At 68.3% G+C, this 21,027-nt stretch carries 18 protein-coding genes and 1 pseudogene; 5 read left to right on the forward strand and 14 right to left on the reverse strand.

Annotation, left to right across the window (positions count from 1 at the left end):
• Window positions 1-416: 416 nt before the first annotated feature.
• From DDE13_RS14495 to DDE13_RS14550, 12 genes and pseudogenes are all read right to left on the reverse strand, one after another.
• Window positions 417-2,018 carry an ABC transporter transmembrane domain-containing protein gene (locus DDE13_RS14495; protein WP_111405010.1) on the reverse strand — a complete coding sequence of 534 codons (1,602 nt, stop codon included), beginning with the start codon at window positions 2,016-2,018 and terminating at the stop codon, window positions 417-419.
• Complete coding sequence (locus DDE13_RS14500; RefSeq protein WP_111405011.1) at window positions 2,018-3,079, reverse strand: DUF1611 domain-containing protein; 1,062 nt, start codon at window positions 3,077-3,079, stop codon at window positions 2,018-2,020. Before DDE13_RS14500 ends, DDE13_RS14495 begins: the two co-directional genes overlap by 1 nt.
• A gap of 28 nt (window positions 3,080-3,107) precedes the next feature.
• Window positions 3,108-3,869, reverse strand: coding sequence for an alpha/beta fold hydrolase (locus tag DDE13_RS14505; protein WP_111405012.1), 762 nt, complete (start codon window positions 3,867-3,869; stop codon window positions 3,108-3,110).
• Window positions 3,870-4,311: 442 nt separating this feature from the next.
• Window positions 4,312-5,112, reverse strand: coding sequence for a phytanoyl-CoA dioxygenase family protein (locus DDE13_RS14510; RefSeq protein WP_111405013.1), 801 nt, complete (start codon window positions 5,110-5,112; stop codon window positions 4,312-4,314).
• Window positions 5,113-5,122: 10 nt separating this feature from the next.
• Entirely contained in the window at window positions 5,123-5,554 is a 432-nt protein-coding gene (locus tag DDE13_RS14515; protein ID WP_111405014.1) for an ester cyclase, read from the reverse strand.
• 1 nt (window position 5,555) lies between these two features.
• On the reverse strand, window positions 5,556-6,938 hold the full coding sequence (locus DDE13_RS14520) for an aromatic ring-hydroxylating oxygenase subunit alpha (RefSeq protein WP_162631024.1): 1,383 nt from the start codon (window positions 6,936-6,938) through the stop codon (window positions 5,556-5,558).
• Between the two features lie 7 nt (window positions 6,939-6,945).
• Complete coding sequence (locus DDE13_RS14525) at window positions 6,946-7,515, reverse strand: aromatic-ring-hydroxylating dioxygenase subunit beta (protein ID WP_111405016.1); 570 nt, start codon at window positions 7,513-7,515, stop codon at window positions 6,946-6,948.
• Window positions 7,512-9,101, reverse strand: a complete 1,590-nt coding sequence (locus tag DDE13_RS14530) for an ABC transporter permease (protein WP_111405017.1) — start codon at window positions 9,099-9,101, stop codon at window positions 7,512-7,514. The genes DDE13_RS14525 and DDE13_RS14530 overlap by 4 nt, the downstream gene beginning before the upstream one ends.
• Window positions 9,098-9,909, reverse strand: a pseudogene (locus DDE13_RS14535) (ABC transporter ATP-binding protein). Before DDE13_RS14535 ends, DDE13_RS14530 begins: the two are co-directional and overlap by 4 nt.
• Complete coding sequence (locus DDE13_RS14540; RefSeq protein WP_111405018.1) at window positions 9,899-10,897, reverse strand: ABC transporter substrate-binding protein; 999 nt, start codon at window positions 10,895-10,897, stop codon at window positions 9,899-9,901. The pseudogene DDE13_RS14535 and the gene DDE13_RS14540 overlap by 11 nt, the downstream one beginning before the upstream one ends.
• Before the next feature lie 40 nt (window positions 10,898-10,937).
• Window positions 10,938-11,885 (reverse strand): ABC transporter substrate-binding protein, encoded by a 948-nt coding sequence (locus DDE13_RS14545; protein WP_111405019.1) that lies wholly within the window; start codon window positions 11,883-11,885, stop codon window positions 10,938-10,940.
• Window positions 11,882-12,850, reverse strand: coding sequence for an isopenicillin N synthase family dioxygenase (locus DDE13_RS14550; RefSeq protein ID WP_111405020.1), 969 nt, complete (start codon window positions 12,848-12,850; stop codon window positions 11,882-11,884). Before DDE13_RS14550 ends, DDE13_RS14545 begins: the two co-directional genes overlap by 4 nt.
• A gap of 160 nt (window positions 12,851-13,010) precedes the next feature.
• Between DDE13_RS14550 and DDE13_RS22935 the strand changes: the two genes are divergently transcribed.
• The gene (locus tag DDE13_RS22935; protein ID WP_162631025.1) at window positions 13,011-13,928 is read left to right on the forward strand and encodes a LysR family transcriptional regulator; all 918 of its coding nucleotides are present in this window, start codon (window positions 13,011-13,013) and stop codon (window positions 13,926-13,928) included.
• 417 nt (window positions 13,929-14,345) lie between these two features.
• Here the strand turns inward: DDE13_RS22935 and DDE13_RS14565 are convergent, their stop codons facing one another.
• The gene (locus DDE13_RS14565; protein WP_111405022.1) at window positions 14,346-15,260 is read right to left on the reverse strand and encodes a LysR family transcriptional regulator; all 915 of its coding nucleotides are present in this window, start codon (window positions 15,258-15,260) and stop codon (window positions 14,346-14,348) included.
• Between the two features lie 104 nt (window positions 15,261-15,364).
• Between DDE13_RS14565 and DDE13_RS14570 the strand changes: the two genes are divergently transcribed.
• The 4 genes from DDE13_RS14570 (at window position 15,365) to DDE13_RS14585 (ending at window position 19,013) form a co-directional block, all read left to right on the forward strand.
• Complete coding sequence (locus tag DDE13_RS14570; RefSeq protein ID WP_111405023.1) at window positions 15,365-15,685, forward strand: nuclear transport factor 2 family protein; 321 nt, start codon at window positions 15,365-15,367, stop codon at window positions 15,683-15,685.
• A complete protein-coding gene (locus tag DDE13_RS14575) occupies window positions 15,685-16,464 on the forward strand; it encodes an SDR family oxidoreductase (protein ID WP_111405024.1) in 780 nt (259 codons plus the stop codon). Before DDE13_RS14570 ends, DDE13_RS14575 begins: the two co-directional genes overlap by 1 nt.
• Before the next feature lie 539 nt (window positions 16,465-17,003).
• Window positions 17,004-17,669, forward strand: a complete 666-nt coding sequence (locus tag DDE13_RS14580; protein WP_111405025.1) for a potassium channel family protein — start codon at window positions 17,004-17,006, stop codon at window positions 17,667-17,669.
• Window positions 17,670-17,672: 3 nt separating this feature from the next.
• A complete protein-coding gene (locus DDE13_RS14585; protein ID WP_222626107.1) occupies window positions 17,673-19,013 on the forward strand; it encodes a TrkH family potassium uptake protein in 1,341 nt (446 codons plus the stop codon).
• Window positions 19,014-19,250: 237 nt separating this feature from the next.
• On the opposite strand, the gene DDE13_RS14590 is transcribed toward DDE13_RS14585, so the two are convergent.
• Window positions 19,251-20,684 carry an alkaline phosphatase D family protein gene (locus DDE13_RS14590; RefSeq protein WP_111405040.1) on the reverse strand — a complete coding sequence of 478 codons (1,434 nt, stop codon included), beginning with the start codon at window positions 20,682-20,684 and terminating at the stop codon, window positions 19,251-19,253.
• Window positions 20,685-21,027: the final 343 nt, after the last annotated feature.

Genomic DNA, 21,027 nt, shown 5'->3' on the forward strand with positions numbered 1-21,027 from the left:
CTCCGTTTTCGATCTTGAATCAGAAATGAGACCAAACGGGAATCCCTTGATTGCAGACACGGCCTAGGCCGCGGCGCCTGACGGGGATCGGTGCCACGGCCGGGGACGGCCGCGGCTTCCTTGATGGCTGACGGGCCGCTTCCTGCACGACCGCCCGAAAGCCCGGCCGCGCATGCGGCCGCGTTGCAAGCCCGCGGAGATCGTGCCCCAGATCACGATGCGTGGCGCGGGAAGGGACCGGTCGAACGCGCCGGTTGCCGGGGCGTCGCGGACCTTCGTATCGCAGCCCTAACGATCAACGCCCTTTCCCAAGGGCTTGAGGGAACATGGGCCGGAGCTTCCGGTCAGTTGCGGGGCGTTCGGCGAGTTGCACCATGTGGGCTGCTTCCAGTTCTGCGGCTGGCGGATGACGGCCACTATGTCTGCGGCAAAAGGTGGCGGCATTCCCGTGCCTGTCGCGCTGCAATCGCCGTACCGCCCGTTCGACCGCAGGTCCGTTCGCTGCCTTGCCGGATGACCGTGGCAGAACGCGTCCCGACATAGGCGTCGATCCGGTCATGCATGGCGGCGTCACAGGACGCATCGACGATGACCAGACGCGGCCGGATCAGGTGCGCCCTGGCGATGCACAGGCTGACACGCTCCGCCCGTGTCAGGTTTCCCCCGCCTTCGCGGACCGTTCCGTCGAGACCGCCAAGACGCGCAAGTGCCGGGCCAAGCCCGACCGACGCCGCGAGATCGGCAAGGGCAGGGTCACCGATGCGGCGCGTCACCCCCATCAACAGCACACGGCGGAGCGAGCCCTGCAGGATCTCGGGCGACGTGCCGATACGCAGCACCCCGCGCCGCAGGCTGCCGCGGCTCAGGTCGCGCAGATCGACGCCGGAAAGCAGGATGCGCCCGCGCGGCAGGTCATCCAGCCCCAAGAGGGCGTCGCCGACGGCCTGGCAATCAAGCTCGTCGAGGGGAAGGCTGATCTCGGCGCCGCCATCGATGTGCATGTCGAGCGTCCGGCCGGACGGCAGGGCGACCCCTTCGAAGGTCACGTCGATCGGCCCCTGTCCGACGGCGCGGCCCCCGCGATAGAGATCCCGCGTCTTGCGGGCCAGTGCCGCCTCGGCCTTGATGGCTGCGGCACGATAGGCGGCCCGGTGGTTCAACACCCCGCCCAGATCGCGCAGCGGTCCAAGCAGAAGGCCCATCGTGGCCAGCGCCGCGGCGATGCCCGCGGGCGGGACGCCCTGCGCGTACCCGGCAAGGATCAGCAGCGCGGCAGCCAGCCCGCCCGCAAGTTCGGGCAACGCCCGAAGCGTTTCCGCAAGCCGTCGATGACGCAGGGCGGCACGGATCAAGGCGTCGGTGCGCTTGTCCAGCAATGCGAGTTCCTTTCCGCGGCGCCCCAGGCGGTCGAGATGCGGTGCAAGCGGCATCCGCTCGGCCATGTCCGCCGCGATCCGTGCACGGCGTTGCCGCAGCGTCCGTTGCAGCCCCACAAGCCGCCGACCGCCGGCCAGGCTGCAAAGCAGCGTCACGCCGATGATCGGCAGGACGACAAGCCCGAAGACAGGGTCCAGCAGCACGAGGATCATGAGCGTCGCCGGGATCAGGATGGCCCCGGCGACCAGGCGCGGGATGCCCAGGCCGATCCAGTTGCGGAACGCCGTCATGTCGCCGACGAAGCGCAGGGACATGTATCCGGCGCGGCGTTCCGCCACGGCGCGGGCCGGCATGCGGGCGGCGCGGTCGAACAGGGCGGCGCGGACCTCGCGGGCATAGTCCTGGCCAAGCCGTTCACCGAGAACCCGTGCGGCGACACGCGTCAGCGCGATGACCGCCCCGGCTGCGACAAGCGCGGCCAGCGCGGCCGGGGGAAGCGCGTCGCCGCCATGCATCGCGGCAAACAAGGCGCGCGTGGCGAAGGCGGCACCGCCCGCGGCACATCCCTGGAACAAGACCAGCGCGGCGATGGCGGCAAGACGCCGCCCCCGGTCGCGGTTGAAAATCGCCGGCAGCGCCATCACGCGGCCTGTCGCGGTGCGATCAGCGCGCGCATGGCGAGTCCGTTCGCCTCGGCCGGATCGGCCAGGTCGTCCTTGCGCAGGACGGGAACCCCGGTCGCGGCCTCGGCCTCGGCTGCGGCCATGGGCGAACAGCTCAGGATTCCTGTCAGAACATCCGGGCGCAGCCCGTGGTGATCCAGCACCGCCACGCCGCCCGCGGCGGCAACGGCATCGCCGCAGGCGAAGACCAGTCCGGCCAACCGGTCGGAAAACCACGGGTCCGCGATCAGAGCACCGGTTTCACGCTGGAACAGGCCGTCGGCGATTTCCATGACCGCGATCTGGCAGCCGCGTTGCGAGGCGTGGTCGAGCAGCAGCTCCATCCCCGCCTTAACGCGTGCAAGGGGCTCGCGGTAGGTGGTCACCATTCCGGCGTCGGTGAAGTCCGCGACCCAATGCGCCCCGGTATCCGCGTATTCGTTGACATCCCCGAAGGCCCCGGTGCCCGTGCCCTTGAGCGCCGCGACACGGTATCCCGCGTGCCGCAACCCGAGCGACAGTTGCGCCGTCGCAAGTGTCTTGCCAGAGTTCATGGCGGCGCCGAGAACGAAGATCGCGGGAATCTTGGGGTTCTCCGGGCTTAAGTCGGCGGGCGGCAGCGCGAACCGGCCGAGGTTCACTGGCGCACCCTGCGCATCCAGCAGCCGGGCGACGGGCATCATCTTCGTGGCCGGCTTGATCCGCTCGTTGCGCGCGACCATGCGGCCGATGCACCCGCCACCGGCCAGCAGGTCGGCGCCATCCGGGTCGATCTTGGCATGACCTTCGAACTGGTCCGGCGCGTAACGCGCACCGCAGGCCAGCACCACCAGGTCGCCGGGATATAAGAGCGATGGCCGCCCGGTGACGAGTTGCACGCGCTGGTGCTGGCCAAGCTGGTGCACCTGCGCAAGGATCAGGTCGCCGGGGCGGGCGGCGGCGAAATCCCGGTCGCTTCCCGCCACGCAGGCGCGATCCACGCGGCGGGTCGAAAACGTCCACTTGGCGGCATCGAGATGGGACAGAACGGGGTCGGTCATGGGGTGTCCTTTAGGGAATGGGGCGGGATCAGCTTGCCGAAGCAAAAACGGGCACTTCGGCGGCCGTCACACGCGCGGCGAGGCCGCCCTGCCGGATCGCCTGCACGACATCGTGGCCCACGCCGGGCAGGTGGGTCAGCGACACGTCGGGGCAGATGCCGCGGTCATGCGCCGCCGCCCGGAAGCGCGCCACATAGGTTGCGGCTCGTGCGATCCGCGTCTCGCCTTGCCCCCGATCGAGGTGGATCGCCTGGCGCAGCGCATCGTCACGGGCGTCATCGGCGGTGCCGACGAAGACCCGCACGGGCAGGCGCAGGTAGGCCGGCAGCATCTGGCCATGACGGCGCACCCAGGCCAGGCTGTCGGGCGTCCCGTCAGCGGCAAGGCCGTAGGGATAGGCCATGCTGGCGTCCGGCAGGCAATACCACCCCGCGGCCGCGAGGTTGAGCTGCCCGACCCTGTGTGGATAGAGCATCGCGAAGCGATGGGCGAGCTGGGCGCCGCCCGAATGTCCGAAGACATCGACAGGCCCGGCGAAGCCCGGATCGGTCACCGCCAGATGTTCGAGCAGCGCCAGAAGCGCGCGGTCCGGGCGCGCGGCACGGCAGGGGCGCTGGAAATGCGGCCAGCGCTGTTCGCTGAAATGGGGAACGACGATCACGCGCCCGGTTCTTTCCGCTTCGGGCAGGAACAGGTCGGTCAGCACGTCGGCATTGCGCGCGATCCCGTGCAGCACCACGAGCGGCGGGCGCCCGGACAGCTGCGACGGCCGGATGACGCGCGCTGGCAAGCTGCCTGCGGATGACGCGACATGATGACGGGTAATCGTCGTTTGTGGAACCGTGCGGTGCATCATTGCCTCCATGCAGATCGCCACGCACCTTTAACGGGCACGCATCCGGCTTATTCCGCTGGGGTAGAACTTTCCCGGTCCATGGTGGCGGTGTTCCGCCGGGTGCGCGTCGGCGGGCTTTCCTTTCGGCGTCTAGGCGTTCCACGCGCTGCGCCGGACAGGCGCTGGAGAGCGCCATCACCGCTGACGCGCCGGTGCATGCGGGGTCCTTCGTTCTGCGCCGTATCGACACGCGTGATCTACAGGCCGATCCCCGGCAGCACGCAGGTGACAGCGGTCGCCGGTCACTTCGTCGGCGTCACGGTGCCCGTATCATGCCCGCGTGCGCCGAGAAGGTCCGGATGCGCCACCCGGGAACGCAGGCATGTCGCTGTACGATCTACGCCCGAAGCACCGGAAACGCGGCGGGGTCGAGGTGCGCACCCATGGTGCGGGCGAATGGGTGATCCGACCAGAACTCCGCGACCGGCCAGTCGCGCGGCCGGATGTGCGTGCCCGGATGGGCGTAGCGGATCGACAGTCTTCGGAAGACGGACGCACAGTTTCCCCCGGCCGCGTGCAGGGTGCGGGAATCCATCACGATCGCGTCGCCCTTGCCGATTTCAGGCGTGACCACGTCCCAAGCGCCGGGATCGGCATCGATGTCGGGCACCGGTGCGAGTTGTCCCGCGGCGCTGCCCAGCGTCGCATCGCCCGCCGAGAACTCGACGGGGCCATACATGGTGCCGCCGTGACTGCCGCGGGCCACGGACAGGCCGACTGGCCCCGGCGGCGGGTCGAGCGCGATCCAGATGGTCAGGAACCACGGCTCCAGCGGGTGGTAGGGGTGATCCTGGTGCCATGGACTGCGTGCGCCGGCCCCGGCTTCCGACAGGAACCATTGGTCTTCCATCAGGATCACGTCCGGGGTGCCGAAGGCTGCGCGTGCAAGCCGTGGCAACGTGCCTTCCGTGGCCACGGCACGAATGGCCGGGGTGTCGCCCCAGCGGAAAAGCTCGCTCTCCAGCCGTGGCTCGCCCGCTGGTGACAGAACGCGATGCGTCGGACCGGGTGCCGCGCGGCAGGTCTCGATCGCGGCGTTGAGCGCATCGCATTCCGCCACGCTGAGCGCGCCGGGCACCACGGCAAAGCCATCGCGCGCGAGCGCCGCGGCAATGTCGCCTTCACGTGTTTCGGTCATCGCCGTGCCCTCAGCCAATCTTCAGAACGCCCATCTGTTCGAAGACCGACAGCCCGTCCCACATGGACGCGCAGGCAACGATCTTGCCATCTTTCAGGGTCAGGATGTCGATCCCGGCCATGGTGATCTGCTTGCCGGTCGCCGGGATGTCCCCGTAAGGGCCGACATGGGTGCCCAGCGTGGACCAGTGCAGCGCGACCCGGTCGCCTTCGGCCAGTAGCGCATGGATCGTCGTCGTCACGTCGCGGAAGGCGTTGAAATACCGCTCCGCGTCCTCGTGCACGACATCGACCCCGGTCCCATCGAAATCCGTCATGTGGACCATGGCGTCCGGGTCCCAGTAGACCGGGATCGCGGACAGGTCGCCCTCTCCCCACAGCCGGGTGTGATAGGTCCGGATCGTCGCCTTGTTAGCGTCTTGCAGGTCGGAGTGGTCCAGCATCTCAGGCTCCTTTCTTCGCCATCTCGCGGCGTCTGATCGTCTGCATGAAGCGGCTGTCCTCGATCCGCGCGCGGCGGATCGTGGTCGGGATGGGCCTCGCCATCAGGCGTTTCCATTCGGCCAGGTACGCGCGCATCGGGGCTTCCGACGCGACCGTGCCGGTCACGAGCCCGTCTGCGCCCAGCACGTCACCCGCGCCGTCGCCGCGGGAGATGTCGATCCATTCCTCTTCCTCGACGGCGAGACCCTCCTGCACGCGTTCGAACATCTCGAAATCGTCGGGCGTGCCGAAGGACAGGAAATCCTCGTCCACGCGCAGCCGCATCAGGTCGATCTCTTCCGGGGCGTCCGGTGCATGGGTCAGGTAGAACCGCAGGCGCGTGCGGTTTAGCGCCACCGGCTCGACCACCATCATCTGGTTGCCCACGAAGATGAGATTGGGAAAGATCGACAGGTTCACCATGTCGCCGGTCATGAGGTCCCAAGTGGCGGGGTCGGTCACACCCTTCGCGCGCAGCCCGTCCTCCAGGGCTTCCCGCGTTGGCAGGGGGCGCATGGTGGACCATGGGCCGTCGGGGATACCGGGGCGCTGGTCCACGACGCAATGCCCGTGGCCAAGGGTCTTCGACACCATGGGCGTGTCGGCGGGGTTGCGGGCCAGCACCGTGTCTGTGTCTGCCTCCTTGCCGAGATGGTTGTAGGATGCGTGGGCGAAGGTGGCGTGGATGCCGTCAGCGGCGTTGTCCCAGGACATCTTCCAGTTCGCGCCGTATTCCTGCGTGAGCCGGCGCCGCTGCACGCCCATCCGCCCACCCGGATAGCGTGCCGCGTGCTGGTCGAGCCACGGGCCCGCGGCCCCCAGCCAGGTGTCGATCTCCATGGGCTCGGCCGCGAGCGTGCCGAAGACGAAGCCCGCGCGCGTGGCCAGCGCGACCTGCCCGAGATCGAAGGGCCGCTCATAGAGCCGGTCGTAGCTGTCGGGCACCGGCAGGTTCTGGATGCGCCCGTCCAGCCCGAAGGACCAGCCGTGATAGGGACAGACGAACCGCTTCGCGCAGCCGCCATCCTCGCCCACCAGGGTCGTGCCGCGATGGGTGCAGCGGTTCAGGAGCCCGCGCAGGCCGCCATCCTCGGTGCGCACGATCAGGATCTGGCGACGGCCCATTTGGCGGCGCACGAAATCCCCCGGCGCGGGCACTTCGCTGTCATGGGCAAGGTAAACCCAGGTGCCGCCAAAGATGCGCAGCATTTCCAGATCGAACAGCGCGGGATCGGTGTAAAGGCTGCGGTGCACCACGTCGTGGCGGACAAGCCGGTCGATCAGGTCGGTCAGGTCCGGGCCGCGGGCGACGATGGCGTCGGGGCGGGTGGTGTCTTGGGTCATGGCGTCCTCACATGATCCAGCCGAGATGCGGCGTGCCGAGGGTGAGTTCCGGCAGCAGCAGCACCTTGGCGGTGATGCGCGGACCGGCGTCCGTGTCGCGCAGGGCGACGACCTGCCGCCCGGCAAGCCGCACCGGCGGGCCGCGGCGCACATGGGTCAGGCTGAGCGCGCAGGTGGCCAGCCAGCCCTCCGCTTCAGGCCACGCGGCGACGGGGCCCAGATGGCGGAGGGTGAGCGGCCGGGGCCGCGTGACCGCCCAGGCCTGCCGGTCGTGCATGTGCCAGGCCCGTTCGCTCAGGCGGCGGCGGTCGTCGAAGGCCAGCGCCTGGTCGCGGGCCGGGTGGTCGTCGGGATGCAGCGGGATCCACAGGCACGCATCCGCCGTGAAGAGGTCGAGCCACGCCCCGTAGGCGCGGGCGTCCACGAGCCGCGCCTCCGCCTCCAGCACCGGTGCCGCGCGGGCGGTCGCGGCGGCGTCCCCGGCAGGCGCCGCCAGTGCGCGGTCGACCATGGCCCGCAGCGCGTCGTAGCGGTCGATGACGGCCTGCGTCGCAGCGGGGTGCGCGGCGGCGGTCATCGGGCCACCTGTTCCGGGGCATAGACCCGCAGGACGGCGCGTTCCAGTGCACCGACGACGACATGGGCGGCGAAGGACACCAGTGTCAGGATCACGATGGCGCTCCAGAGCATGTTGTAGTTGGACGTAGACGCGGTCAGGGCCATGAGGTTGCCGATCCCCGTGCCGGTCGCCAGCCATTCGGCCACCGTCACGGCCAGAATTGCCGCGGGCACCGCCATCCGCGCGGCGGCGAAAAGCGCAGGCAGCATCGCGGGCACACGTGCGAGCAGCAATGTCCGCCACCGCCCGGTGGCGTAGCTGTCGAACACATCGAGCACCTGTCCCGGCGCCTGCCGCAGCCCCTGGATGCAAGCGACGAGGGTGGGGAAGAAGATCATGACCGCGACGATGGTGATCGTGCCCGCCGGACCGCGCCCCAGCGCCAGCACGATCAGCGGCGCGGTCGTGACGATGGGGATGGACCGCAGCGCGACGGCCAGCGGCAGTGCCGTGCCTGCGACCCCGGGCCACGTCACGAACACGCAAGCCAGCCACGCGCCAAGGCCAAGGCCCGCAAGGTACCCTGGCAACGTGTATCCAAGCGTCTGGCCCAGTGCCGCGAAAAGCTGCGCGCGATGTTCGGCGGCGGCGGCATGGGTCACGAGGAAATCCCACACGTCGCCGGGGCGCTTGGCGAAGAACGGGTTCAGCCCGGCAGCATCCATCGCGACCTGCCAGCCAACCAGAACGACAGCGGCAGTGGCCAGCGCCGCGACGGCGGCGGACCGGGGCCGGCGCCCTCCAGTCATTGGCGAGGTGGCGAGGATCATCGCGGGGCGGTCCGGCCAAAGCCGCCGACCAGCCCAGCCGATGGCCGCATAAGCGGCGATGGACACTGCCGCGGCGATGGTGGCGAGCGCCCATGTCGCGTCCACGTCCAGCCCGCGCATGGCCCGAATGGCGAGCACGCCCATCCCGCGCTCCGCCCCCGTGAATTCGCCGATCATCGCGCCAAGGAACGCGGCCGGGGCGGCGATCTGAAGTCCGGCAATCAGGTAGGGCATGCAGGCGAAGGCGCGGACATGCACCAGCCGCGCCCATGACCCGCGGCCATAGCTTGTGACCAGGTCGAACCATGTGGCGGGGGCTGCGCGCAGACCCACCAGAAGCGGCACGAAGGTGGTATAGTAGCAGGCCAACGCGGCCAGCGTGACCTGCGGACCGATCCCGGGGCCGTAGAGCACGCGAAGGATCGGGCCGGTGGCCACCAGTGGCAGGCAGAAGACCAGCAGCGCCAGCGCCTGTATCGGGCGCTCCAGCCGCGGGACAAGTATCGCGACCGCCGCCAGCATGATGGCGGCAAGGTTGCCGAAGACGAAACCCAGCGTCGCGGCCCACAACGTCACGGTCAGCGCCCGCCACATCAGCCCGGCATGGATGGCAATATGTGCCAGCACATCGACCGGACCGGCCAGCAGGAAACTGCCGTCAAGACGCACCGCGGCCAACTCCCACGCGACGAGCGCACCGGCGATGCCCGCCGCGGTCCGCAGGTGGGCGGAGGCCGGACGGTGCCAGCGCGGGCTTTGCACCGCGGTCGTCATTCTGCCGCCGCTGCCAGCCGGGGCCCGGCGGCGTCCGTGCCGAATAGCGCGCCGGTGACTTGCGCGCCGATTGCGCGAAAAGCATCCGTATCGACCAGGTCGCGGCGCCGGGGACGCGCGAAGGGGACCGCGACGTCGCCAATGACCCGCGCCGGGCGATCCGACAGGACGATGACGCGGTCGGACAGCAATACCGCCTCGCTCACGGAATGGGTGACGAGCAGGGTCGTGGCACCCTGCCGTTCCCAGACCGGCGGCAATTCGATGTTCAGCCTGCGGCGGGTCAACTCATCCACCGCACCGAAAGGTTCGTGAGCAGCAGCAGGCGCGGCGCGGTAACAAGGCACCGGGCGATGGCGGCGCGCTGCCGCATCCCGCCCGACAGTTCCGCCGGGCGACGATCCTCGAAACCTGCCAGCCCGACCATGGCGATTAGCGCCGCGACGAAATCGTCGTCGCGCGGCAGACGGGCCAGATGGCGCGCCAGTTCGACATTGCGCCGCACAGTACGCCACGGCAGCAGCGACGGGTCCTGAAACGCCACCGACAGCGCGCCGCTGCGGCGCAGCGCGTCGGGCGGCTCCCCACCGATGCGCACCGCGCCTTCGGTGACCGGCTCAAGCCCGGCGATCATCCGCAGCAAGGTGGATTTGCCGCATCCCGATGGCCCGACCAGCGCCGTCGTGGTGCCCGGCCCCAGCGCGAGATCCGTGGGTGCGACGGCTGCAACCGCGGTTTCGCCCGTGCCGAAGGTCTTGGCGACGGCGTGGCACCGGATGTCGGGCGGTGCGGGCCGGTCAGGTTCCATGCACCTCCTCCAGTATCGACCGGTCCCACAGGTCGGGGCTGACCGTCTGGCCGAGCAGCGCCAGCGTCTCCACGTTGGCGGCCACCGTGTCGTCGGTGAACCAGCCGAAACCGTTCTTTGCCGTCAGGTCGGAGAACATCAGCGGCACCTGCCGCGCCGCCTGCAATTTCTGGGTTTCGAGGTCGAGCCCGGCATCGGGGAACATCTCTACCGTCAGTGCTGCGGCGGCGTCCGTGTCGGCGTGATAGTCGGTCCAGCCCATCACCTCGCCACGCAAAAGGGCGACCAGCGTCGCACGATCATTCGCCAGCGTCTCCTCGGTGACGATGTAGGTCTGGGAATGGACCGAATGGCCGTGATCGGCCATCAGCATCACGATCGGGTCGGCGCCCTGTACGATCATGGCGACCGGCAGGTCGGTGGCCCATGACAGGATACAATCGACCTGCCCGTTCATCAGTGGCGCGGCGTCGTATTGCGTCGGCACGATCTCGATAGCGTCGAAATCCACGCCGTTGATATCGCAGAGCGCACGCAGGACCGGCGTGTTGGCCGTGGCCATGCCGATGGACCTGCCTTCGAGATCCGCGGGCGCGTTGACCGGGCTGTCCGGAAGCGACGAGATCGCGAAGGGGTTCTTCTGCATCGCCACCGCGATGATCTTGAAGGGCGCGCCCTGCGCCACCGCGGCGGCCGTGTAGTCGGCGGCCGAGATGCCCATGATCGCGTTGCCCGCGACGACCGGCGGTTCAACGGGCGCGTTCGGCCCGCCGGGGTTCAACGCGACCGCGAGCCCGAGATCGGTCCAGTAGCCCCGGTCGCGCGCGATGTAGCTGCCGCCGAACTGGACCGAATGCAGCCATGACAGCTGGAAATTGACCGCGGTCTGCGCCGCAAGGCGGCCGGGGCGCAAGCCGAAGGCGGCAGCGCCAAGGGCACCGCCACCCGTCTGCAACAACCGACGTCGGGAAAGGGAAAGACGAGTCATGGGCGGGCTCCTTGGCTGGTGCGGCGGGGGGACGGGGCGCTTAGTCGGACATGAAGCCGAGATCGTAGACGGCAGAGACATCGAGCGTTTCCGGGTAGACGCCCGCGGCGATCATCGTGTCGGCAAAGGACTGCCATCGCGCGGCGTCCATCGCGCCGATGGGCAGGCCGGCTTCGCCCGTCACGAGATTACGGGCGCGCATCTGGTCGAGCTTGAAATCGAACAGGGCCGCGGTGTGATCCGGGTTGGCATCGAGGATCGCCGCCTTGCCCGCGGTGGCATCCCCGTCAAGGCACTGTCGATACCCTTCGGCCGTAGCGTCAAGAAACGCCTGCACGGCGTCCCGGTTCGCCTCGATCCAGTCCCGCATGCCGTAAACGGTGGTGGCGTAATCCTCGAACCCGTGGTCGGCGAGCAGGATGGACACCGGGTCTTCGTCCATCTCGGCGCCCAGCAGATGGGCATCCTCGGTCACATAGCCCTGCTGCACCGCCATCTTGTCCGCAAGGAACGGTGCCGCGGAATAGGCATAGGGCGCAAGCTGGTCGTCGCTGAACCCGTGTTCCGCCTTCAGGAACTGCCAGAATTCCTGCCGCGAGAAATTGGCGACCATGATCTGGCGGTCGCGCAGGTCCGCAAGCGTCTCGACCCCGGTGCCGGGATGGGCCACCAGCGTCTGGGGCGATTTCTGCATGAACGCGGCGACCGTGACCGCGTCGATGCCCTGCGTGGCCATGTTCAGCGCGGTAAAGGCCGACCCCATGCCCAGATCGACCCGTCCGCCGACGACAAGCTGGTTGACGTTGACGTTCGGCCCGCCGGGCAGGATCTCCACCGTCAGGCCCGCATCTTCATAGAGGCCCGCGGCCGCGGCCTGGAAGAAGCCGCAATGCTCCCCCTGCGGCAGCCAGTTGAGGCTGTAGCTGATCTCGGTCGCGGCGGCGGGTGTGGCCAGCAGCGCGGCACAGGTGACGGCCCGGATGTTCATTTGGCTTCGCTCAGCTCCATGGAGGCACGGATTTTCGACATGATGTATTCGCCGCATTTGACCGGCTCGAACTGCGGGGGGTTTTCGGCGGATTGGCAGGTGGGCAGGCAGGAAATCTCGGTGCCCTCGTTCGGTCCGGTGAAGGCCACCATGGACAGCCGCCGCGTCGACCCGGTCAGGTGCCGCGCCGGGTTCGACACGCGGTGTAGGGTCGAATGCCAGCGGTTGTTGGTCCAACGCGCCATCAGGTCGCCGACGTTGACAATGAAACTGTCGGGCACGACCGGCGCCTCGCGCCACGTGCCGGTGTCGTCGCGGATCTGCAGACCGCCCGGCGCCTCGTCTTGCCGCAGGATCGTCAGTGCGCCGTAATCATGATGCGCACCATAGCGCAGCTGCCCCGGCGCGGGTTCCTCGGGCTGGTCGGGATAGTTCACGAAGCGCAGCGTGAGCGAAGGGTCGGCATAGGGTCCCGCGAAATGGGTTTCCGGCAAATCGAGCGCGAGCGCGGACAGCCGCGACAGGTGCTGTGTCAGCGCCGCCATCTCGCCCGTCCATTCCCGGATCAGCCCGGCCAGTTCCGGCGGGTAATCGGGCCAGATGTTGGTGTCGCTGCCGGGCCGGTGCGGGGCCGCGAAGACCAGCGCCTCGCACAGGTCGGGCGGCGTCTCCCCGGTCAGGGTCTTCGCCACGCTTTCGATCCCCATGGGCAGATAGCCCCGGCCCTTCGCCTTTTCGGGCGGGCTGAGGGCCATCTTGGCGTCCATCGGCTGGTCGAAGAACCGCGTCAGCGCCGCATAGGTGTCGTCGGCCAGCGTCGCGGGCACGCCGTGGCCGACGAGGATGGCGAAGCCCGTATCCTCGAATGCCTGTGCGAAGGTCTGCGCCACCCGCGCCTTCGCGCCCGGATCCCCACCGAGAAAGGGCGACAGATCGACGATCGGCAATTCGATTTCACTGGCCATGCGCGACGGCTCCTTTTCGATTGTGGTCACGGACGCGTCACCGACCAGCGTTCCGGCGATTTCGGCGGCAGGCGAGCGTCATTTTGCATCCGCCGCGTTCGCAAAAAGCGTACATCGGGTCCGGCGGCTGTTAGGATCGAGACAAGCGCAAGGGACACCGATGCTGCATTCCAGCCTGTTGAACCAGATTGACGCGGTGGCCCGCGCGGGGTCCATCCGCGGCGCGTCCGACCTGCTCAACGTGTCGGCCTCATCGATCAACAGGCGCCTGATCCAGCTTGAAGAAGAACTCGGCAGCCCCTTGTTCCTGCGCCAGAAATCCGGGATGCGACCCACTGCGGCGGGGGAGGTCGTGCTGGCCCATATCCGCCAGACCCTGCGCGACGCGGACCGGATGGCGAACCGCCTTGACGAGTTGCGGGGAACCGGCGGCGCTCGAGTGCGGATTTCGGCCATGCAGGGCCTGACGGAAGGTCTTTTGCCCCGGGTCCTGTCCGAATTCCGGCAAAGCCACCCTGCTGTCTGCGTGACGGTGCGTGCCCGCGTTTTGGGCGATGTGCAAACGGATCTCGAGTCCGGCGAGGCGGATCTGGGCCTTACCTATGCGTTGCCGCAGGATCAGGACCTGCCGATGGCCGACGTATTTCCGACCCGACTCGGGGCCGTGGTCGCCATCGACCATCCGCTTGCCAGTCGGTCGGACATGCGCTTGTCGGACCTGCAGGACTGGCCGCTCGCGGTCGCGGACGAATCCCTGATCATCCACGCGCTGATAGCCGAGGCATTCAGCAGGGCAGGGCTCCTGTTGGCCCCGGCGTACCATTCAAATTCGCCCGGGTTCCTGAAATACTTGGCGCGGTCCGGCGCGGCCGTGACCTTCCTGTCCCGGATCGACGTGGACGAGGATCTGCGCGCCGGGCGGTTGCGGTATATCCCGCTGCTCGGCCGGACGCTGCGCAATCACGAACTGCGGCTCGGGCATCGGCGCGGTGCGATGCTGACCCCGGCTATAGCACTCGTGTCTGAGCAACTCCGCCGCGCGCTGATCGCGGTGCAGTCATTCGACATCGGCAAGTGACGCAAGACCGACGTGACGAAATATGCGACTGGACCGGTCGCCATGTCGGCGTGACCGTTCCTTTGCACAGGTCCGCACGTCGGGACTGCGGACCGCGGGTGCAGGCACGGGGCCGACAGCGCCATCTTCGATCGCATGCCAGACGGGTTTCACCAGGCGCACCGGGCGATCAGGCCGGGGCCGTGCCACGCTTGTCGGTCTGTGGGTGCCCGGTGCCCGGCTGGACCGCAGGAATTCCGGTCAGTCGCGGGTATCGTCGCACGCGACGGCGTGGCGGAAGCGAAAGCACCCGAACGCGTTCGCCGGCGCGCGGGCAAACAGCCGGATGCGCGGCCCCACAGCGCGGCCTAGGCCGGGCCGGCACACCCGGCGAAGCGCTGGGGCGCGGGCCATGCGACGAAGGCTGGCGGCGCTCCGCTACCGCTGTCCGTCGTCCTGTGCGTGCTCTGCCGCTGCCGCGCGGACCATGGCCAGGAATGCCGTGAACCCAGCAGATGGATTTCGCCTGCCCGGATAATAGAGACTGAAGCCGGGGCGCGGCGGTGTCCAGTCGTCCAGCAGGCGAACCATCCGGCCAGCCGCGATGTCATCGGCGACGTCCTGTTCGATGAAAAAGCCGATGCCTGCACCGTTCAGGACAGCGGTGCGCGCGATCATGGCCTCGTCGAGGGTCAGGCGGCCCTTGGCTTCGATCTGCACGATTTCGCCATCGCGCTCGAACTGCCAGCGGAACAGCGCACCGTTCGGCAGGCGCACCCGGATGCAATCGTGCAGCGGCAGGTCGGCCGGGGTCAGCGGCAGCGGGTGGGCCGCGACCCAGTCGGGTGAGGCCACGACGGCGTATCGCTGCGGTCGCCCCAAGGGCAGCGCGATCATGTCGCGCGGTACCAGCTCGGAGGTGCGCAGGCCCATGTCGAAGCCCTCAGCCACGATATCGACCAGCCGTCCCTCGGTGACCAGATCGACCTGCATCTCGGGGAACCGCCGCAGGAACGCAAGCACCATCGGTGCGATCTCGCGGCCCGCCTGCACCGAGGCGTTGATCCGCAGCAGGCCCGACGGCGTCTGGCGCTGGGATTGCGCGGTTTCCATGGCCATGCGGATCTCGGCCACCGCAGGGCCGATGCGCGCGACGAAGCTGCGCCCGGCATCGCTCAAGGACACGCTGCGCGTCGTGCGGTTGAAAAGGCGCACGCCAAGGCTGGCCTCCAGCCGCCCGATGGTATGCGACAGCGCCGTGGTCGACATGCCGAGGTCGAGCGCCGCCGCCCGGAACGATCCGCGCCGCGCGATGGCCAGCACAGCCTCGAGCCCTTTCAAGCCGCTTTCCAAGACAATCCCGATCCTGTCATCAGAAGATACCGCTTTATCCGGATTATCTGCATGGTCGTCCAGCCATATGTTTGGGTCGAACGAGAACCGGAAGGACCGTCCCCATGCATCTCCCCGCCCCGATCCGCACCTATTTCACCGCCCGCGCGCCGCAAGACGGCGACGCCCTTGCCGCCGCATTCACCCCCGATGCGATCGTCCATGACGAGGGCCAGAGCCACCGGGGTCCGCAGGCGATCCGCGACTGGTGGCTTGCCGCCAAGGCCAGGTATCGCCACGACGCGGCGCCGATGGATGCGACCGAGGCTGCCGGAAAGACCGTGGTCAAGGCGCGCGTCACCGGCGATTTCCCCGGAAGCCCGGCTGTCCTGACCTTTACATTCGGTCTGAACGGCGACCGCATCACAGATCTGGAGATCGGCTGATGTCGGGTTTCCTCGCGCTGGAGGGCAAGCGCGCCCTGATCACTGGCGGCACACAGGGTGCGGGCGCGGCCACCGTGTCGCTGTTTCGAGAGCTCGGCGCATGGGTGCTGACCACGGCGCGCAAGTTGCCTGCCGATCTGTCGGAAGACCTGTTCATTGCCGCCGATCTGACGACGCCGGAGGGATGCGACACCGTGGCCAAGGCCGTGCAGGGCCGGATGGGCGGCGTGGACATCATCGTTCACATGCTGGGCGGGTCGTCTGCCCCCGGCGGCGGCTTCGCGGCCTTGGGCGAGGCGGAATGGCAGGCCGAACTGGCCCTGAACCTTCTGCCCGCCCTGCGCCTCGATCGTGCGCTGGTGCCGGGGATGGTCGCACGCGGGGCGGGGGTGGTGGTCCACGTCACTTCGATCCAGCGCCTGCTGCCGCTGCCCGAGGCGACCACTGCCTATGCCGCCGCCAAGGCCGCGCTGTCTGTCTACAGCAAGAGCCTGTCGAAGGAGGTTTCGCCCAAGGGCGTCCGCGTGGTGCGGGTGGCGCCCGGCTGGATCGAGACCGAGGCCTCGGTCCGCCTGGCCGAGCGGGTGGCCGCCGATGCCGGCACCGATCTGGACGGGGGGCGGCGCATCATCATGGACAGCCTCGGCGGTATCCCGATCGGCCGCCCGTCGCGGCCCGCCGAAATCGCCAATCTGATCGCCTTTCTCGCCTCTGACCGCGCCGCGACCATCACCGGCACGGAATACATTATCGATGGGGGAACGGTGCCAACCGCATAGATGCCGGCCCCGTCTGCATGCACCACATCGACGCGCCGGATGCAGCGGCAGGCCGTGGCGCGCCCCGCCCGGGCCCGGCCTTATACCCAACAGGTTGGCCACCGCGGCGGGAAGCCGGCGATTGTGGCACTGGTGCCGTGTCTTCAGGCGCTCGATACCGGGGCATCTGCCGGGATTGCACCGGCAGCCCGACGGGATGCGCTGGGATAACGAGCAGGGATAGCGAAGACCGAGCCGGACGGGGCGGCGAAAGGGCGCGCAAAGGGCTGCGCTGTCAACAGGCGTATCGTCCGCCGGTCTGTTCGCTGGCGCCGACAAAGACCGCCCCAACGCGGTGCGGGATGGACGGCGGCAGACGCGAACGGTCCCTCCGTAGTATCTGAGCGGCGCCGTGGTCGCCGCGGGGACATTGCCGAAGCGATCCCATGACGTGCCGCGACAGTGCCCGCCCATCGCGTGGACGCACTGCACATCACGGCGGATCGCCGTTGACCGTTTCATGTCCAGAGCCTAACCCGTTCGGGTCGTCGGAGGGCACCATGGCCAGACAGAAGTCGCGCAGTTTCGCCGTTATCGGCCTCGGCACGTTCGGCACCACCGTCGCGTCCGAACTGGCACGCTTTGGCAACCATGTGCTGGGGATCGACACGATCGATCGCAACGTGTCGCGTGTGGCCGACACGCTGGCGGAAGCCGTGATCGCCGACGGCCGCGACGAACAGGCCCTGCGGGAAGCGGGCGTCGGCAATTACGATGTGGCCGTGGTCGCCATCGGCGAAGAGCTGGAGGCGAACATCCTGTGCACGATGAACGTCAAGCTGCTCGGTGTGCCGACCATATGGGTCAAGGCCATGAGCCGCACGCACCACCGCATCCTCACCAAGCTGGGGGCGGACCGCGTGATCCAGCCTGAACAGGAAATCGGGCGCCACATCGCGCAGATGCTGCACAACCCGCTGGTGCGCGACTATGTCAGCCTCGGGAATGGGTTCCATGTCGTCGATTTCCGCGTGCCGGAAAGCCTTGAAGGCAAGCGGGTCGACGGTGTCGGCCTGCGCGACAAGTTCGAGTTGCGCGCGCTCGGCCTGATGCGGGGCAGCGAGTTCCTGCCCTGCGAATCCGGCGCGATGGAGTTGAAGACCGACGACAAGCTGCTGCTGCTCGGCCGGCGGGACAACCTGCGCCGTTTCGCGGACGGGCTCTGAGCCTTGCGGCGTTTGAAATGGGCGAAACGGGGCGGGCGGCTGAAGATCCCGCCGCCTGCCATCCTTGCCGGGCTCTATGCCGTGCTGATCACGCTGGGCGCCGGGCTGCTGATGCTGCCGATGGCCACGCCCGCGCCGATCACCTGGTCCGACGCCGTGTTCACCGCCGCCTCGGCAGTGACCGTGACGGGCCTTGTGGTCATCGATACGGGCAGCGACCTGACGCTGTTCGGGCAGGCCGTGGTGATGGTGCTGATCCAGTTGGGCGGGCTGGGGCTGATGACGTTCGCGGTGCTGGTGCTGTCGATGCTGGGGCTGCCCGTCAGCATCTCGCAGCGGATCTTCCTGCGCGAAGATCTCAACCAGACGTCCATTTCCGATCTCATGGTGCTGGTGCGCGGCATCCTGAAGGTGGTGCTGGCCTGCGAACTGCTGGGCGTGGCGCTATTGTCCATGGTCTTCGTCCCGGAATTCGGCTGGGGCATGGGTCTGTGGCAGGCGCTGTTCCACACGATCTCGGCGTTCAACAACGCGGGGTTCGCGCTGTTCCCCGATAGCCTGACAGGCTGGGTCGGCAACCCGATCGTCAACCTGACGATCCCGGCGCTGTTCATCTTCGGCGGGCTTGGCTTCGTCGTTGTGACGGAACTCTATGCCAAGCGGGGCTGGCGCGCGTTCTCGCTGCATACCAAGCTGATGGTCGTCGGCACGCTGTCGCTGATCGTCTGGTCCGTGGTGATGTTCGCGGCGCTGGAATGGACCAACCCGGGCACGCTGGGCGCGTTGCCGCTGGATGACCGGCTCTGGGCAAGCTGGTTCCAGGGGGTGACGACCCGCACCGCCGGGTTCAACACGGTCGATATCGCCGCGATGCACGACAGCACGTCACTGATGTTCATGTCGCTCATGGTGATTGGCGGGGGCAGCACGTCGACCGCGGGCGGCATAAAGGTGACGACCTTCATCGTGCTGTTGCTAGCGACGGTCGCGTTCTTCCGGCGCCGGCAGCAGTTGCACGTCTTCGGTCGCAGCCTCGGCCCGGAGGAGGTGATGAAGGTGCTCGCCCTGACCATGGTCAGCATCCTGACGGTGTTCGGGGCGATCTTCCTGATCACCATTTCGCATGACGGCGACTTCCTGGATCTCGCGTTCGAGGTCACGTCGGCCTTCGGCACGGTGGGCCTGTCGCGCGGCGCGACGGACGAACTGGACGGGTTCGGCCGCGCGGTGATCGTGGGGGTGATGTTCATCGGCCGCGTCGGGCCGCTGACACTTGGTTTTTTCCTCGCTACCCGTGCCAAACCGAGGCTGGGCTACCCGGCGAGCAGGGTGTTTCTGGGCTGAGCAGGCATGGACGGGCGTGGCGGCGCCGGACGCGCCCGGACGGCAGTCGATATACGCAGGCATGCCGGACGTGTCCGCGGGGTGTTCCTTGTCCGCCGCGCGCGGGCGACGGGTATGACGCCAGGCGCCCCCAAGCCTATTGGTGCAGCACCGGTGACGGTGGCTCCGGTCGCTGATCGTGCCGCACGGGATCGACGACTATCGGCCCACGGTTGTTGGGGCGCCAGCGCGCCAAGCTCACAAGGCGAGGGGCGCCGTCATGCCGCTTGCTTCCAGGTCCCAGCGGGTCGTCCAATTTCCGGCCGCCCGCTCGAAGACGAGGTAGTTCCGTTCGGCGACATAGCGGCTTCGCTGGCCGGGAAGCCGCTCGATCCGGATCGGGTGCTCGGGCAACGGGTCCTCGCCCAGCCACGAAAGTGCCCCCAGGATACGGGCCCAAGCCCTGGGTGGCGCCCGATGCGCGATGCCCGAGGCCACCAACTGGTTGAGTTGCAGCCCGTCCCCAAGCTCCATCACCGCCCGCGTGGCCAGATGGATCTCGCCCGATACAGCCGTGACGTCATGGCCGTCCCGGCGCGCAAGATCGCGGACCAGCCGCAGCATGCGGCGCCACTCGTCGCGGTGCGCGCGACTTTGCCACTGGTCGCGCAGGTCGTCTTCGTACTCCTGCATGCGAGGCACAAGCACCATCAGCGCCTCGAGCAGCGATAGCCTCGGGCCCAACAGGGGCACGCTGGACATCAATAGGGTCTGGCCGCGCACCTCTCGCCGCGCCTCGGCGTCCAGCATTGCCCAGCCGCCCGGCCCCATGATCCGGCGCCGCGTCCGTTCGGACCTGAGATCCGGCGCGAGGATGCGCAGACCCGGACTCAGAACGACCCAGCCCAGATGCTGCCCGACGGGATCTGTGAAGCGGGCAGGCAGGTCGCCATCGGTCGTCGCGTTCTGGAAAAGCAGGAAGCTTTCGCGTGCCACGGTGAAAAGGGCCTGGCCCACGGGCGAATAGGTCCGCGACCGGCTGAGCGAGCCCCAGCCGTCGCAGATATCGTGATCGTCCCATTGCATGAGCGATGGCACGCGCGCCGCGAGCCACGCGAACTGCGGCGCCGCATAGAGAGCCGCGTAGCGCTCCAGGAACCCTTCGCGGAGATGCCGCCGAAGATCGTCCAGGTCCGCGCGTGGGGGATCTCGGGGGATGCGGTTCGGCCAGTCATGGCTGAGGGGGTGTCCGCGCGTCACCTCGTCGGCATAGATCTGGTCGCCGCCATGCAGCATGAACGCGAAGGCCTGGCGGGCGTGTTCGTCGCGCAGCCGCGCCCACATGGCGTTTCGTTCGGACGCTTCGCGATCCATGTCGCCCACTTCCTCGCCATTGCACGAGACGTAGGCGAGCCGCAGGTCACCCGTGATATCACCAGCCACCGGGTAGGCGGTGCCATCCCAGCGGTATTCCGAGGGGCGGTCAGCCGGAAGCGTGAACCGCGCGCGCCAGACGGTCGCGTGTTCGTACGCGGCAAGCGCGACCGGATGGGCAAAGCCTTGGGGCAGCTCGACGGGCGGCACGGTCTGCCCGCGTGCCACGATGAACAGGGCGGACAAGAATAACCGTCCTTCCGCGACATCGTCGAGGAACAGCACCGGCCCAACGGGGTATCGCAGGTTCGTCATCATGGCCATCAGCTATTCCGGGGCGGTCTTGCGCACAATTGGGTATTCATGCGTGCGGGTCACGGGATCGCCGGACCGGGTGATCGCGGTACTGCCGGGTGAAAGCAAGCCGCTGAAAGTGCGGAGATAAAATCCGAAAGCCGCTTTCGGGTTCGGCGCGCGGCCCATGCGCGACAATGCGCTGAAAACCTGGTCGAAGCGTCTCTCGACAAGGACCAAAAGACATCCGGGCGGGATCACGATGGGAAGCTTACCGCGAAGCGATGCGCTCGGTTCTGATCCGACCCCGCCATGACCTGCGGGGCTTCGTGTCCGGTGGGGCAGGAAGGAACAGGTCACTGGCGGT

The sequence above is a fragment of the Meridianimarinicoccus zhengii genome (genome assembly GCF_003254465.1).
Lineage (GTDB): Bacteria > Pseudomonadota > Alphaproteobacteria > Rhodobacterales > Rhodobacteraceae > Meridianimarinicoccus > Meridianimarinicoccus zhengii.